The sequence below is a fragment of the Pseudomonas baetica genome (assembly GCF_051216495.1).
Classification (GTDB): domain Bacteria; phylum Pseudomonadota; class Gammaproteobacteria; order Pseudomonadales; family Pseudomonadaceae; genus Aquipseudomonas; species Aquipseudomonas baetica_B.
Map to the genome: position 1 here is coordinate 1 of NZ_JBPKAM010000135.1, position 13950 is coordinate 13950.

General features: G+C 61.1%; 14 protein-coding genes and 1 pseudogene. 10 read left to right on the plus strand and 5 right to left on the minus strand.

Going from position 1 to position 13950, the window contains the following annotated elements; genetic code table 11:
- Positions 1 to 138 precede the first annotated feature (138 nt).
- On the minus strand, positions 139 to 1011 hold the full coding sequence (locus tag ACSFE6_RS28440) for an SDR family NAD(P)-dependent oxidoreductase (protein ID WP_435430712.1): 873 nt from the start codon (positions 1009 to 1011) through the stop codon (positions 139 to 141).
- The gene (locus ACSFE6_RS28445) at positions 1008 to 2750 is read right to left on the minus strand and encodes an FAD-binding protein (RefSeq protein WP_435430713.1); all 1743 of its coding nucleotides are present in this window, start codon (positions 2748 to 2750) and stop codon (positions 1008 to 1010) included. Before ACSFE6_RS28445 ends, ACSFE6_RS28440 begins: the two co-directional genes overlap by 4 nt.
- Before the next feature lie 318 nt (positions 2751 to 3068).
- Here ACSFE6_RS28445 and ACSFE6_RS28450 point away from each other — a divergent pair, with 318 nt between their 5' ends.
- Entirely contained in the window at positions 3069 to 4022 is a 954-nt protein-coding gene (locus tag ACSFE6_RS28450) for an alpha/beta hydrolase (RefSeq protein WP_435430714.1), read from the plus strand.
- 168 nt (positions 4023 to 4190) lie between these two features.
- On the opposite strand, the gene ACSFE6_RS28455 is transcribed toward ACSFE6_RS28450, so the two are convergent.
- Both ACSFE6_RS28455 and ACSFE6_RS28460 read right to left on the minus strand, forming a co-directional pair.
- Complete coding sequence (locus ACSFE6_RS28455; RefSeq protein ID WP_435430715.1) at positions 4191 to 4787, minus strand: DUF6338 family protein; 597 nt, start codon at positions 4785 to 4787, stop codon at positions 4191 to 4193.
- A gap of 180 nt (positions 4788 to 4967) precedes the next feature.
- Entirely contained in the window at positions 4968 to 5975 is a 1008-nt protein-coding gene (locus tag ACSFE6_RS28460) for an AraC family transcriptional regulator (protein WP_435430716.1), read from the minus strand.
- A gap of 166 nt (positions 5976 to 6141) precedes the next feature.
- Here ACSFE6_RS28460 and ACSFE6_RS28465 point away from each other — a divergent pair, with 166 nt between their 5' ends.
- The 5 genes from ACSFE6_RS28465 to ACSFE6_RS28485 all read left to right on the plus strand — a co-directional run bounded on the left by ACSFE6_RS28465 (position 6142) and on the right by ACSFE6_RS28485 (position 9207).
- On the plus strand, positions 6142 to 6993 hold the full coding sequence (locus ACSFE6_RS28465) for a 3-hydroxybutyryl-CoA dehydrogenase (RefSeq protein ID WP_435430717.1): 852 nt from the start codon (positions 6142 to 6144) through the stop codon (positions 6991 to 6993).
- Positions 6980 to 7639 carry a TetR/AcrR family transcriptional regulator gene (locus tag ACSFE6_RS28470; RefSeq protein WP_435430718.1) on the plus strand — a complete coding sequence of 220 codons (660 nt, stop codon included), beginning with the start codon at positions 6980 to 6982 and terminating at the stop codon, positions 7637 to 7639. Before ACSFE6_RS28465 ends, ACSFE6_RS28470 begins: the two co-directional genes overlap by 14 nt.
- Positions 7640 to 7729: 90 nt before the next feature.
- Complete coding sequence (locus ACSFE6_RS28475; RefSeq protein WP_435430719.1) at positions 7730 to 8143, plus strand: VOC family protein; 414 nt, start codon at positions 7730 to 7732, stop codon at positions 8141 to 8143.
- A 240-nt stretch (positions 8144 to 8383) separates the two neighbouring features.
- Complete coding sequence (locus tag ACSFE6_RS28480; protein WP_435430720.1) at positions 8384 to 8806, plus strand: hypothetical protein; 423 nt, start codon at positions 8384 to 8386, stop codon at positions 8804 to 8806.
- Positions 8807 to 9006: 200 nt separating this feature from the next.
- A complete protein-coding gene (locus ACSFE6_RS28485) occupies positions 9007 to 9207 on the plus strand; it encodes a hypothetical protein (RefSeq protein ID WP_435430721.1) in 201 nt (66 codons plus the stop codon).
- Positions 9208 to 9210: 3 nt separating this feature from the next.
- On the opposite strand, the gene ACSFE6_RS28490 is transcribed toward ACSFE6_RS28485, so the two are convergent.
- Entirely contained in the window at positions 9211 to 9990 is a 780-nt protein-coding gene (locus tag ACSFE6_RS28490; protein WP_435430722.1) for a helix-turn-helix domain-containing protein, read from the minus strand.
- A gap of 225 nt (positions 9991 to 10215) precedes the next feature.
- On the opposite strand from ACSFE6_RS28490, the gene ACSFE6_RS28495 reads away from it, so the two are divergent.
- From ACSFE6_RS28495 to ACSFE6_RS28510, 4 genes and pseudogenes are all read left to right on the plus strand, one after another.
- Positions 10216 to 11847: an APC family permease gene (locus ACSFE6_RS28495; protein WP_435430723.1), complete on the plus strand. Its 1632-nt coding sequence runs from the start codon at positions 10216 to 10218 to the stop codon at positions 11845 to 11847.
- A 34-nt stretch (positions 11848 to 11881) separates the two neighbouring features.
- On the plus strand, positions 11882 to 12808 hold the full coding sequence (locus ACSFE6_RS28500) for a 4-hydroxyproline epimerase (RefSeq protein ID WP_435430724.1): 927 nt from the start codon (positions 11882 to 11884) through the stop codon (positions 12806 to 12808).
- 52 nt (positions 12809 to 12860) lie between these two features.
- Positions 12861 to 13808: a dihydrodipicolinate synthase family protein gene (locus tag ACSFE6_RS28505; RefSeq protein ID WP_435430725.1), complete on the plus strand. Its 948-nt coding sequence runs from the start codon at positions 12861 to 12863 to the stop codon at positions 13806 to 13808.
- A gap of 17 nt (positions 13809 to 13825) precedes the next feature.
- A pseudogene (locus ACSFE6_RS28510) lies at positions 13826 to 13950 on the plus strand (hypothetical protein); the annotation flags it as partial.

Genomic DNA, 13950 nt, shown 5'->3' on the forward strand with positions numbered 1-13950 from the left:
GATGTTTGTTGTGGATGCGAATTGTGTTAGGTGCACGCCCTCCCCCATGACTTCCACTCTCCCCCACCCTATCCTCTTCACCCCCCCCCCCTCCCCCCCCCCCCCCCCCCCCCCACAGGGTTTTGTGTGGGGCTTGGGTCAGACCACCCGCGCCGGATGCTGCCGACGCGGTTCGCCCAGCAGGGCGCGGTGAGACGGTGGCTGGCGGCCTTGCGCTTCGCTGATGCCGTAACCGGGGGCGATTTCGGCGGTGATCAGGGTCTGGCCGGAAAGCGCCATCAACTGCGGGTCATTGAGCAGCGCATGAATCACCCGGCCGTTGAATTGCGGGGTTTCGGCATCGGCCAGAAACGCCTGGTATTGCTCGCCGTGCTGCTCCCCGGCAATTTTCGTGCGCTCGGTCAGTTGAGGTCCGAGCCACAGTGATAATGCCGCTACGCCCTGCCCTTCGAAGTCCACAGCCATATCCGCCGCCAGCTTGTCGATCCCGGCCTTCTGCGCACCGTAGGCCGGGCCATGCATGTAGCACCCGGCACCGAATGACGAGGTAAAACAAATCAACCCTTGGGCACTGCGCAGCAACAACGGCGCAGCGTAGTAGCTGGCGATGTACGCCGAGCGCAAACCCACGTCGATAATCCGCACCAGTTCCAGCGGCTTGGCCCAGAAAGGGCCCGGCTCGATCAGTTGGTCATGGATGAACGCGGCATTGTTAACCAGCAGATCCAGGTGCCCGCATTCCTGCTCGACTCGGGCGAACAGAGCTTGCACCTGCCCATCGTCGGCGTGATCGCAAACCACCGCGATACCACGCCCTCCAGCCGCCGTAATCGCGGCAGCCGTGTCCTCCAGCGAGCCACGCAAGGCATGCCCGTACAGATTCGAGCCACCTTGTCCAGGGGCGCGACCGGTGACAAATACCGTCATGCCTGCCGCCCCCAGTGCCAGGGCAATGCCCCGGCCAACTCCACGACTGGCGCCCGTTACCACCGCCACTTTCTGACTGTTCATTCGACGCTCCCGAACAACGCTTTACCCGAGAGCGTTTCGCTCTGATGCTTGATGTGGTTGGCCGCCAGGTAACCGAAGGTCATGGCCGGGCCGATGGTCGAGCCAGCCCCCGGATACGTACGGCCCATCATCGAGGCCGCGCTGTTGCCGATGGCATACAAGCCTTCGATGGGTTGCCCGTCCTCGTGCAACACCCGGGCATGCACGTCAGTCAGCAGGCCGCCCTTGGTGCCGATGTCCCCGGCGTCGATGCGCACGGCGTAGAACGGCCCCTTGAGCAACGGCGCCAGGCACGGATTGGGCTGCACATTCGGGTCGCCGTAATAGCGATCGAACAGCGACTCGCCCTTGTGGAAATCTTCATCGACGCCCCGCACCGCCATGCCATTGAAACGCTGCACGGTGCGCGTGAGCCCCTCGGCATCGACGCCGATTAACTGCGCCAGTTCGTCAAGGCTCGCAGCCTTGTGAAAGTAATCGCGCAGGTGCTCGGGCAACTGCCAATCACGCTGGGCATAGCCCGGCAACAACGCGCCGCAGGGGTATTTTCGGCGGAACTCGGCGTCGAACACCATCCAGCACGGCACGCTCGCGGCGCCGTCACGATTGTTCGCGTACATGGCGTAAACGATATCGGTGTAGGGCGCGGCTTCGTTGACGAAACGTTCGCCTGCCGCGTTGACCATCAGGCAACCCGGCAGCGTCCGTTCAACGAACAAGGCCCGTTGTTTTTCCTCTCCCCGCACATGGGTGGTCGGTGCCCACCAGCTGTGCTCCATCAGCGCCGTTTGCGCCCCAATGGCCTGGCCGGCGCGAATACCGTCGCCGGTATTGTTCGGCGGCGTGGCGCTCCAATCGGCCTTTGATGGTTGCGGCAGGTACTGGTCGCGCATCGCCTGGTTACGCTCGAAACCACCGGCAGCGATGATCACACCATAGCGCGCCTTGACGTTGAGCATCTGTCCGTTGCGACAGACTCTGGCACCACCCACCCGATCGCCGACGATCAGCAATTCTTCCAGCGCACAGTTGAGCCAAAGCGACTTGCCACGGTCCTGCAACGAACAGCGCAAGGCACCGATCAAGGCATTGCCCAGGGTCAGATAGCGATCGCGCCGGGACAAGCGCCGGCCCTCGCGGTCACGCCAGTAACGCCACATCACCCGCAGGGTCAGGCGCAACCAGCCAGGCCCACGACACAGCAAAACTTGTGCTTCTTTCATGGTCATCGCCATGCGCCCCATCATCAGCGTGCCGGGGGATGGCGCGCGCATGCTCAGGAACTCTTCGCCCAGTTCGGCGGCATCGAAGGGTTGCGGGTCCATGGAGCGGTAACCGGGTTTTCCGCCCTCGATTTCCGGGTAATAGTCGGCATAGCGGGGTTGTGCCTCGAAGCGCACGCGGGTCTGTTTCTCCAGGTACTCGACCATCTCCCGACCATGCTCGACATAAGCCTCGATGCGCCCGTCATCGATCTCGCCATGGGTCACCGCGCGAATATAGGCGATGGCTTGCGCTGCCGAATCGCTGCCACCGAGGGCTTTGATCCGGTGGTTGTCAGGTATCCAGATACCACCGCCGGACACCGCGGAAGTGCCGCCATACTCGGCGCTCTTCTCGATCAACAGCGCATTGAGGCCCAGGTCGTGGGCGCGCAGTGCGGCGGTCATACCCCCTGCTCCGGAGCCAATCACCAGCACATCACAGCACTCGTCCCATTTAATTGCGGCAGCGTTCATGCGGTCACCCTTGTTCAGCGCCCATCAGGCAAAAACCGCCGCTGCCGGATCTTCGCCCGGTGCAGTCGGTCTCGGGATTGTTCGCCGCGCGCGCCGGGTGTTCATCGTCCGATGGGACTAAGGCGACGCGGCCTGACAATGAGTGATCCCCCGTTCCCCTATGGGGACTCACCGACACGAGGGTGGTGTCTGACACTCCGTCTTCGCCAGCAGGCTCGTTCCCACAAAGGGATTGGTGAGCATCTGTCGAAATTATCCCCGCCGCCGGCACGCATCTGTTAAAACGCGGACTTCATGTCCGTGCCGATGAACCAACCGATGCCCACTGCCCTTTTCACCCGACTGCGCCGACGCTGGCTGCCGCTGCTGTGCATGGCCGCGCTGGTGGTCGGCCTGCCGGTCAGTTGCGGCGCGCTCAAGTACAAGGAGCGCGAGCTGCTGTTTCGTATCGAACCGGGTACGGCGAGCTGGTATCGCGGCTTGCCGCAGGACGTTCAGGAATTCGAGATCCAGTCTGCCAGCTTCAAGCCGGGGCAAAACCTGCATGCCTGGTGGTGGCCAGCAGCCCGTCGCGATGCACCGTCGATTCTTTACCTGCACGGTGTGCGCTGGAACCTCACCGGCCAGGCGTTTCGCATCGAACAATTGCGCGCCATGGGCTATTCGGTGCTGGCCATCGACTACCGCGGATTTGGCCAGAGCAAGGGCGATCTGCCGTCGGAAGCCAGCGTCTACGAAGACGCCCGCGCCGCCTGGGAGCGTTTCATCGCGATGCAACCCGACCCCGGAAAACGCCTGATCTACGGTCACTCCCTGGGTGGCGCGGTGGCCATCGACCTCGCGGCAGACCTCGCCGCCGAGGCGAAAAAGGCAAATACCGCGGTGCCCGTGCGCGGTCTGGTGATCGAATCCACCTTCACCTCGCTGGGCGATGCCGTGGCGGAAGTGGCCGGCAACAACCTGCCCGTCAACTGGCTGCCGGTGCGCTGGCTGCTGTCGCAGAAGTTCGACTCCATCGACAAGATCGTTGGCATCGACATGCCACTGTTGGTGGTCCATGGCCTGGCCGACCCGTTCATGCCCTCGCGGTTCAGCCAACAGTTGTTCAATGCCGCCAATCAACCGAAGCGCTTATTGCTGATTCCCGGTGGAACGCACAACAACAGCATGAGCCTGGGCGGTAGCCAGTATCGCCAGGCGCTCGACGGGTTGATGAAGGCCAAACCGCAGATTGCCGGGCCGGCGATTTCATCGGACGCACAGGACTCCTGAAGGCTTGCTTATCTGTCGCGCCTACGTGGTCTCTTAGATTCATTTCTTGAAGGTGGGGGGCCAAGTGGAATTACCAGTCCGGGGGGAGGAGGACCGCCGTTAATCCACTCCTCCATTAGCCGTCTCACTTCAGGCGGCATTTCTTGCGGTGCTCTGCTTGTCATTTGTTTACCCTATTGTTTTCAGGAGTTCGACCCATTGTATTTTTGAAACATCGATGACTATCACTTCGGCCCCCGTGTGAAACCGCTGGCCTGTATCTTCAATCCAGTGAGGGTGCTCGAGAACGAACTGCCCTCTTGCAGGCTCCGCCGGCCATTCGATCGGCCGGCCAAAAAAACGCTTACCATCGACCAGATGCAGCACCACATGCCTCTGCCGCGTTGAAAATGCGCTGTACCACTCGCAAGGATAGGAAGATTGCCGGGTTATTTTCAGCCTGCGCAGGAGCGCATGAAGCTTGTCGCTACTGGCAATGTGGCAGGAAAGAAAACCCAGCAGTACCGCAATCACCGCTGACCATAAGGTCTCTGACTTCCTGTCCCACAAACCGATTGAAAAAAAGCGCTCACCGGTAACCACCAGTAACGTCCCCATCCCCACGACCAGAGACTGGATCACAAAGGTAAAAATCAGCGCCTGAACGATTTGCAAAAAGGTGTCTGGCCGCTTGAAAGCTGTCAGTGAGTAAAAAATCCACGCGGCTAAAAAGCCCGGAATCAAATACTGAAGTAACGGAATCACTTCCTTGATCAAATCGTCCATGCAAGTTTTCAATCCATTGAAAGCTCCGATTCGGGACAAAGAAATACCTCACCTCGCCGACTCGTGCTATCTCTTGCGTAGTCGCTGTCGTCACAAAACGTTTCACGATTGAAGACTGGGAATTTACGGGCAAATATCAGGGAAAAATCGTACAAACAGTTAGTCGAAGACCTACGTTTTCTACCCCTGATACCGTGCCCGATAACGCCCCGGACTCTCCCCCGTCCATTTCTTGAACGCCCGATGAAACGCACTCGGTTCCTGGAAACCCAGATGTTCGGCAATGTCGCTGATGCTCGCCCGGCTCTGGCGTAATTGTTCGAAGGCCACGGCGCGGCGAACTTCGTCCTTGATCTCCTGATAGGAACAGCCTTCGCGCTCCAGCTTGCGGCGAAAGGTGCTGGGGCTCAGGTGCTGTTCGAGGGCAAAGGCTTGCAAGGTCGGCCAGTCGCTGTAATCGCAGTTGCGCAGGCGCTGATACACCTGTGATGCCAAACCGTGCTGGTTGCGGAAACGGATCACCAGCCATTGCGGCGCAGTGCGCAAAAACACCTTGAGCGACGCCAGGTCCTGCACCACCGGCAAGCGCAGGTAGTGACTGGCGAACTCGATTTCCGTGCGCTCGGCGCCAAAGGTCAGGTTCGGTCCCCAGAGCAAGCGGTCGTCGCTAAGCGATAGCCGCTCGTGGCGAAAATCCGCGCGGTCGATGGGAATGCGTCGGCCGCCCAGCCAGCACAGCAAACTGATCATCAACACCAGAAAGGTCTCTTCACCGAAACGGCCGACGTCATCGTTTGCCGCGCGACTGTCCAGGCTGATGATCGCCCGTTTGCCGCGCACGGTCAGCGTGCCATGAAAGTCGTGGAGAAACAGGGCGAAGTTGGCCAGGCACTGGCGCATGGCTTTGTGCAGATCGGGCTCCTGGATCAATGCGCGGCAAATCAGGGCGAAGGCACCCGGCGGCATGCCGTGGGAATCGAGCCCGAAAAACTCGTCATTCAGTTCGCGGATCTGAATCAGCCACAACGCCGCGAAGGCGCTTGCCGGCACCCGCGCCGTGGGTTGCTGCATCAGCTGCGGATCGATGCCGGCCTGCTCCAGCACGTCTCGCACCCGCTGCGGATCATCGCCCAACCCCTGAATCATGGCCTGCACGAAATAGGCGGCCACCGAGTCCTTCTCCCGCATCTGAACGCTACGCTCCCCATCATTCGAAATGGCAAAAAACACCAGTGCCGTTGAACAGTTTCGGCATAGGACAACCGCCCTGCCGGCTCTAGACTCGCGGCAATAGTACGCCTTCGGCCGCCACTACGGCCAAGGTATCGCAGGGTTTGAGCGAAAGGACGGCAACATGAATCTGCAACACATTGGCGTTATCGGCGCCGGCACCATGGGCAACGGCATTGCGCAAGTCTGCGCCTTGGCCGGTTTCAACGTGACCTTGCTCGACATCTCCGACAGTGCGCTGCAAAAAGCCGTCGCGACCGTTGGCAAGAACCTCGATCGGCAGGTCGCCAAGGAAACCCTGACGCCCGAGCAAAAACTCGCCGTCCTCGACAAGATTCGCACCAGCACCGATTACAGCAGCCTGCGCGACGCGCAACTGGTAATCGAAGCCGCCACCGAAAATCTCGAGCTGAAGCTGCGGGTACTGCAACAGATCGCCGCGCAGGTCAGCACCGACTGCGTGATCGCGTCCAACACCTCGTCGCTGTCGATTACCCAGCTTGCCGCCAGCGTCAGCCAGCCCGAGCGTTTTATCGGCCTGCACTTCTTCAACCCGGTGCCGGTAATGGGCCTGATCGAAGTGATCCGCGGCCTGCAAACAAGCGACGCCACCCACACCCTGGCGCTGGACATGGCGACTGCATTGGGCAAGACCGCAATCACCGCCGGCAACCGCCCGGGCTTTGTGGTCAACCGGATCCTGGTACCAATGATCAACGAAGCGATCCTGGTGTTTCAGGAAGGCCTGGCCAGTGCCGAAGACATCGACGCCGGCATGCGCCTGGGTTGCAACCAGCCGATCGGCCCGCTGGCCCTGGCGGACCTGATCGGCCTGGATACGCTCCTGGCGATCATGGAAGCCTTCTATGAAGGTTTCAACGACAGCAAATACCGCCCGGCACCGCTGCTCAAGGAAATGGTCGCCGCCGGTTATCTGGGACGCAAAACGGGGCGCGGCTTCCATGCCTATGCCTGAGCGTTGCTCGCGTTTCGCCGAGTACCGGGACAAGGTGCTGGAGTTGTTTGCCAGCAAGGGATTCGGTCAGGTCGGCATGCGTGAGCTCGCCACGTGCCTGGGGCTGTCCCCGGGCTCGTTGTATCACCATTACCCCAGCAAACAGCACCTGCTGCTCGACCTGATCGAGGAGTTCTACGAGGAGCTGTTGGCCACGCTGGGGCGCATCGAACAAAAGGCACCGGCCAAACGCGATCGACTCAACGGCCTGATCCGCGCGCACCTGAACCTGCACCGCGACATGCCCTGGCATTTTCGGCTGGTGGAGCGCGACAGCGGCTGCCTGAATGAAGAGCAACAGGCACGGGTTCAACAATTGCGCGAGCAGTACGAACGCCGCTTGCTGATGATGCTCGGCGCTCGATCCCGTCTCAGCGATCCGGGCTTTCGGGCGGCAGGTCATGCCATCGCCGCCCTGCTCAACAATGCACCCAGTTGGCTGGCCTCCCATTCGCTGGACGAACAGGAGCAGGACGAACTGCTGGAAAGCATGCTCAGCGGAGCCATCGAGCGTGTGCTCGCGCCTCGCCGTGCAACCGAAGCAATAAGCCTTGCCCGGCCTATCGAAAAAACATCTAAAAACACCCAGGCTGCCATCGCGATTTAGCGCTTTGCTTGCCCAGTCGATGCCATCGGAATTCGCCTCCTGTTGAAGCGTCCAATCCGGTGTGTCCCTTCAATGACCGGGAGCCGAGCCATGAAAATCAATCCCTACCTCATCTTCAACGGCGACTGCAAAGCCGCGTTCACCTTCTACGCCGAATGCCTCAAGGGCCAGATCGAAGCCATGCTGACCTTCGGTGAAACACCCGCCGGCGATCACGTACCCAAGGACCTGCACAACCTGATCATCCACACGCGTCTTGCCGTGGGCGACCAAGCCATCATGGGTTCGGACACCACGCCCGACCGCCCCTCCGAAGAAATGAACGGCTGCTCGATTTCGTTGAATGTCGACAGCATTGCCGAGGCGGAACGGGTGTTCAGTGCACTGTCAGCCGGCGGCACTGTGCAAATGCCGCTGGAGACCACGTTTTGGGCGGCGCGTTTCGGCATGCTGGTGGACCGTTTTGGCGTGTCGTGGATGGTCAACTGCGAAAAGGATCAGTGACAAACACTCATACAGATAGATTTGTGGCGAGCGAGCTTGCTCGCGCTGAGGCGCGAAGCGGCCCCAAAAATGGGACTGCTACGCAGTCCAGCGGGAGCAAGCTCCCTCGCCACAGGAACTGTGTTTGTTCTTAAGTGAACAGCATTACGGACAGATTGGGCCTTCTGGCAACTCCCCGACCGTCTGCTACCGTCAATTCACTATTCCCCGTCGCAGCGGATCGTCCGGAGGAACCCCACCATGCCTGCGCCCTGGTCTACCCGTTTCAAACTATCGCTACTGGCGGGCGGGCTCACCGCCACCCTGCTCGCACTCAGTGGCTGTGCCAGCGTCGATGCCCATACCACCGCCTACGTTGGCGTCGAACACCCTGCGCCCACCCTGCCCAGCGAAGTCCAGGTGCTGCGCTCCGAGCCCCTTCGCCCGCACATTCGCCTGGGTGAAGTGCTGATCGACGCCACCGTCGACCCCGCCCCACCGATTGCCGAAGTCGAACAAAAACTGCGCGAGGAATCCGCCAAGTTGGGTGGCGATGCCGTGGTGGTGGTTTTTGACCATATAGGACGGGTAGGCACCTACGTCAACGGCCCGCTGTGGGCGCGTGACGCCAGAGCAATCGAGGGGCGCAAGCTCAAGGGGATTGTCATCAAATATCGGTCGTAGCTGCCAGCATAGTGGCCTCTCGCCACACAACCTTTCGTCGCAAACCAAATCCCGGGGCGCAATATCCAACCATGCTTGGCGTACGGCTTGCACAGGCCGGGCGTGGCGGCCCCAGAACGACATAATTCTGACACGGCAGCACCTCAAACTAACGCTTAAGGACTCCAGCAGCACGCTTGGTCAGTCATCGGAGATGTATCGTGTCAACTCTCAATGAAATCGCAGCGAACCACGCGAGAATGGCCAAGGCTATGGAAGAGGAGGCCACCGGATTGAGTGAGCGACCGCTTCAGATTGTCGGCAGCTTTGAAATGCCGTCTCCGGACAAGCAGCAACAGGTTCCGCTGCACCTGATCACTGCCGCGCAAGACAGCCTCGCCGGACTGGCCGTTGGCTTTTGAGGGTCAGGATTCGCCGAGCGTGATTTGCCGGTAATGGCGCGGCGTAAAGCCGGTCAACGCCTTGAACTGGCGGGTGAAGGCACTGTGGTCGGTGTAGCCGCACTGCAGTGCAACCTCGGTGATGGGCATGTCGGTATGCAGCAGCCGATGGGCATGTTCCAGGCGCACCTTCTGGATCATCTGTCGCGGCGTCAGGTTGAACACCCGCTTGCAGTACCGCTCCAGTTGCGCCACTGAAATACCGGCAATCCGCGTCAGCTCGCCCAGGGTGACGCGCCGGTTGAAATGCGCGCGAATGTATTCGTCCACCGCTGCCAGGCGTTGGTAAGCCGGATGCGTTTCGCTGGCCGATTGCAAGTCGACCGAAATCCCCGCCAGACCGATGATTTCACCCTTGCGGTTATACAACGGCCGTTTGTGCGTGAGGCACCAGCCCGGCTCCCGACTGCCGTACAAGTGCAACTCCAGTTGATCCTCCAGGACAAAACCTTGCTCCAGGACCCGTCGATCCTGCTCGGTATACCCCGGCCCCAACTGCGCCGGAAAGACCTCCGCACTGGTCTTTCCGAGCAAGGGTTGCAGGTGTTTGAGTCCGCAGCGTTGCACCAGAGTGCGATTGGCCATGACGTAGCGCGCCTGGACATCCTTGATGAAGATCGCGGCATTGGGAATCACATCCAGCATCGGCAATAGCAGTGCCACGCTCGCCAGCAGTTCTTCAATGGTTTGAGGACGATTGGCCTCATTCCCCTGGCACAGCATCGCCAACGCATTCAGCGTCATAAAGCTCACTCCCCCACTCTTCGCCCAGGCAAAAACGCCGGTGGTGCGGCGCACGCCGAGCAGGTTGCCCCATGCCCGACGCCCTGTCGAGCACCCATCCCGACTGTGCCGATTTCGTCATTCTTGCCAGTGGAAAACATCAATCGCCGACCGGCTGACGGGTTCAGGCTATAGCCCCAGTGACACCACACCTGCCTATCCAACAACCAACAAGAAGGCGACGCCATGTCAGGTAACGGTAAATTCAAAAAGCAACTTTCATTGATCGATCTCACGTTTATCGGGCTGGGGGCGATCTTTGGTTCAGGCTGGCTGTTCGCGGCCAGTCACGTGTCCGCCATCGCGGGACCGGCCGGAATTTTCTCCTGGCTGCTGGGCGGGTTTGCCGTTCTGCTGCTGGGGATCGTTTATTGCGAATTGGGTGCGGCACTGCCCCGTGCCGGTGGCGTGGTGCGATATCCGGTGTATTCCCACGGTCCGCTGCTGGGCTACCTGATGGGCTTCATCACCCTGATCGCCTTCTCGAGCCTGGTGGCAATCGAAGTGGTCGCCTCGCGCCAATATGCCGCCGCATGGTTTCCAGAATTGACCAAGGCCGGTTCCAGCGACCCCACGGTACTTGGCTGGCTGGTGCAATTCGGCCTGCTGTGCCTGTTCTTCGCCCTCAACTACCGCAGTGTGAAGACCTTCGCCAAGGCCAATAACCTGGTGAGCGTGTTCAAGTTCATCGTGCCGTTGCTGGTCATCGGCGTGCTGTTCACCTTCTTCAAGCCGGAAAACTTCCAGTCCCAGGGCTTTGCACCATTCGGCCTCTCGGGTATCGAGATGGCGGTGTCCGCCGGCGGCGTCATCTTCGCTTACCTGGGGCTGACGCCGATCATTTCGGTGGCCAGCGAAGTGAAGAATCCGCAGCGCACTATCCCTATTGCCTTGATCCTCTCGGTGCTGCTGTCCACTGCCATTTATGTATTGTTGCAGGTCGCCTTCCTCGGCGGCGTGCCCACCGAAATGCTGGCCAACGGCTGGGCCGGTGTCGCCAAGGAACTGGCCCTGCCTTATCGTGATATCGCCCTGGCGCTGGGCGTGGGCTGGTTGGCCTATCTGGTGGTCGCCGATGCGGTGATCTCCCCCAGCGGTTGCGGCAACATCTACATGAACGCCACGCCGCGGGTCATTTATGGCTGGGCGCAGACCGGCACCTTCTTCAAGGTTTTCACCCGCATCGACGAGAAGTCCGGCATCCCGCGCCCGGCGCTGTGGCTGACCTTTGCCCTGTCGGTGTTCTGGACCCTGCCCTTCCCGTCCTGGGAAGCACTGATCAACGTGGTATCGGCCGCACTGGTCCTGAGCTACGCCGTCGCGCCAGTCTCCGTGGCCGCGCTGCGCCGCAATGCACCCGATATGCCGCGCCCGTTCCGGGTCAAGTCGATGAATGTGCTGGGACCGCTGTCGTTCATCATCGCCGCACTGATCGTCTATTGGTCGGGCTGGAGCACCGTGTCCTGGTTGCTCGGCCTGCAGATCCTGATGTTCGTGGTGTACCTGTTGTGCGGTCGCTTCGTGCCGACCCGCCATCTGAATCTCGGACAACAAGTGCGCTCCTCCGCGTGGCTGATCGGCTTCTACGCCGTGACCATCGTCCTGTCCAAACTCGGCAGCTTTGGCGGCTTGGGTGTCCTCGTTCATCCGTTCGACACACTGGTCGTGGCGGCCTGCGCGATGGGTATTTATTACTGGGGCGCGGCGACCGGCGTGCCGGCGCATCTGGTGCGCCTGGACAACGAAGACGCTGAAAGCGAAGCCGCGCCAACCGCCACCAACGCCCTGGGCCAACGTCCCGCCGGCGCCCATGCATAACGCTCGTCCTCAAACCCGGCCAATGGATAGATTCATGAAAAAAATACACGTCATCGATTCCCACACCGGCGGCGAACCGACTCGCCTGGTGATGAAGGGTTTTCCCGATCTGCCTGGCAACACCATGGCCGAGAAGCGCGATGCCCTGCGCAACCAGCATGATCAATGGCGTCGTGCCTGCCTGCTGGAGCCCCGTGGCAACGATGTGCTGGTGGGCGCGCTGTATTGCGAGCCAGTTTCGTCGGACGCCACCTGCGGCGTGATCTTCTTCAACAATGCCGGCTACCTCGGCATGTGCGGCCACGGCACCATCGGCCTGGTCGCGTCCCTGCATCACCTGGGTCACATCAGCCCCGGCGTGCACCGGATCGATACGCCGGTAGGCCAGGTCAGCGCCACGTTGCATGACGATGGTGCGGTGACCCTGGGCAACGTGCCGGCCTACCGCTATCGCAAGCAAGTACCCGTGGACGTGCCCGGGCACGGCCGCGTGCATGGCGATATCGCCTGGGGCGGCAACTGGTTCTTCCTCGTATCCGATCATGGAAAGACGTTGCACATGAGCAACGTCGAAGCCCTGACCGAGTACACCTGGGCGATGCTCAAGGCGCTTGAAGCCCAAGGCATCCACGGCGAAGACGGCGCCCTTATCGACCATGTCGAACTGTTTGCCGACGACGACCTGGCCGACAGCCGTAACTTCGTCATGTGCCCCGGCAAGGCCTACGACCGTTCGCCTTGCGGGACCGGTACCAGCGCCAAACTGGCGTGCCTGGCGGCCGACGAAAAACTGGCCGCCGGCCAGCCGTGGGTTCAGGCCAGCATCACCGGCAGCCAGTTCGAAGGCCGCTTCGAATGGGAAGGCGAACGCGTCCGCCCGTTCATTACCGGCCGCGCCTACATGACCGCCGACAGCACGCTGCTGATCGACGAACAGGATCCCTTCGCGTGGGGCATTTAAGCCCCCCGCTTCTCTCTATCAACCTGAATTAACGTTCCAAGGAGCTACAACCATGAGCGATAACATTTTCACTGGCTGCATCCCTGCCCTGATGACCCCGTGCACCGCGGAGCGCAAGCCGGACTTCGACGCCCTGGTGGCCAAGGGCCGCGAACTGATCGATATCGGCATGAGCGCAGTGGTGTACTGCGGCTCGATGGGCGACTGGCCGTTGCTCACCGAAGCCGAGCGTCAGGAAGGCGTGGCGCGCCTGGTCGCCGCCGGCATCCCGACCATCGTCGGCACCGGTGCGGTCAACAGCCGTGAAGCGGTGTCCCACGCGGCCCATGCCGCCAAAGTCGGTGCCCACGGTTTGATGGTCATTCCTCGCGTGCTGTCCCGTGGCGCTTCGGCAACGGCGCAAAAGGCGCACTTCGCCGCCATCCTCAAGGCTGCCCCGGGCCTGCCGGCGGTGATCTACAACAGCCCTTACTACGGCTTCGCCACCCGTGCCGACCTGTTCTTCGAACTGCGCCGCGAGTACCCGAACCTGATCGGCTTCAAGGAATTCGGCGGTGGTGCCGACCTGCGCTACGCCGCCGAACACATCACCTCCAAGGACGATGACGTCACGCTGATGGTGGGTGTCGATACCCAGGTGGTCCACGGCTTCGTCAACTGCAACGCCACCGGCGCCATCACCGGCATCGGCAATGCATTGCCACGGGAAGTGCTGCAACTGGTGGCCCTGAGCAAGCAGGCGGCCAAAGGAGATGCCAAGGCCCGTCGCCAGGCGCGTGAACTGGAGTCTGCATTGGCCGTGCTGTCGTCCTTCGATGAGGGTTGCGACCTGGTGCTCTATTACAAGCACCTGATGGTGCTCAACGGCGACAAGGAATACACCCTGCACTTCAACGAAACCGATGCGCTCACCGATGCCCAGCGTCGTTACGCCGAGGCCCAGTACGCGCTGTTCCGCCAGTGGTATGCCAACTGGTCAAAAGAACAGAACCTGGTCTGACACCCGGTGCACGACCCCTGGGGGGGGGGAAAGGGAGGAGGAGGGTCATCAAGGATCGGCGTGGCCGATTGATCAAGGATGTCCAGGTCACCAAAAACGCCAAGGCCGGAAAGCCCTTGGCGTTGTCCATTGACCTGCGCCT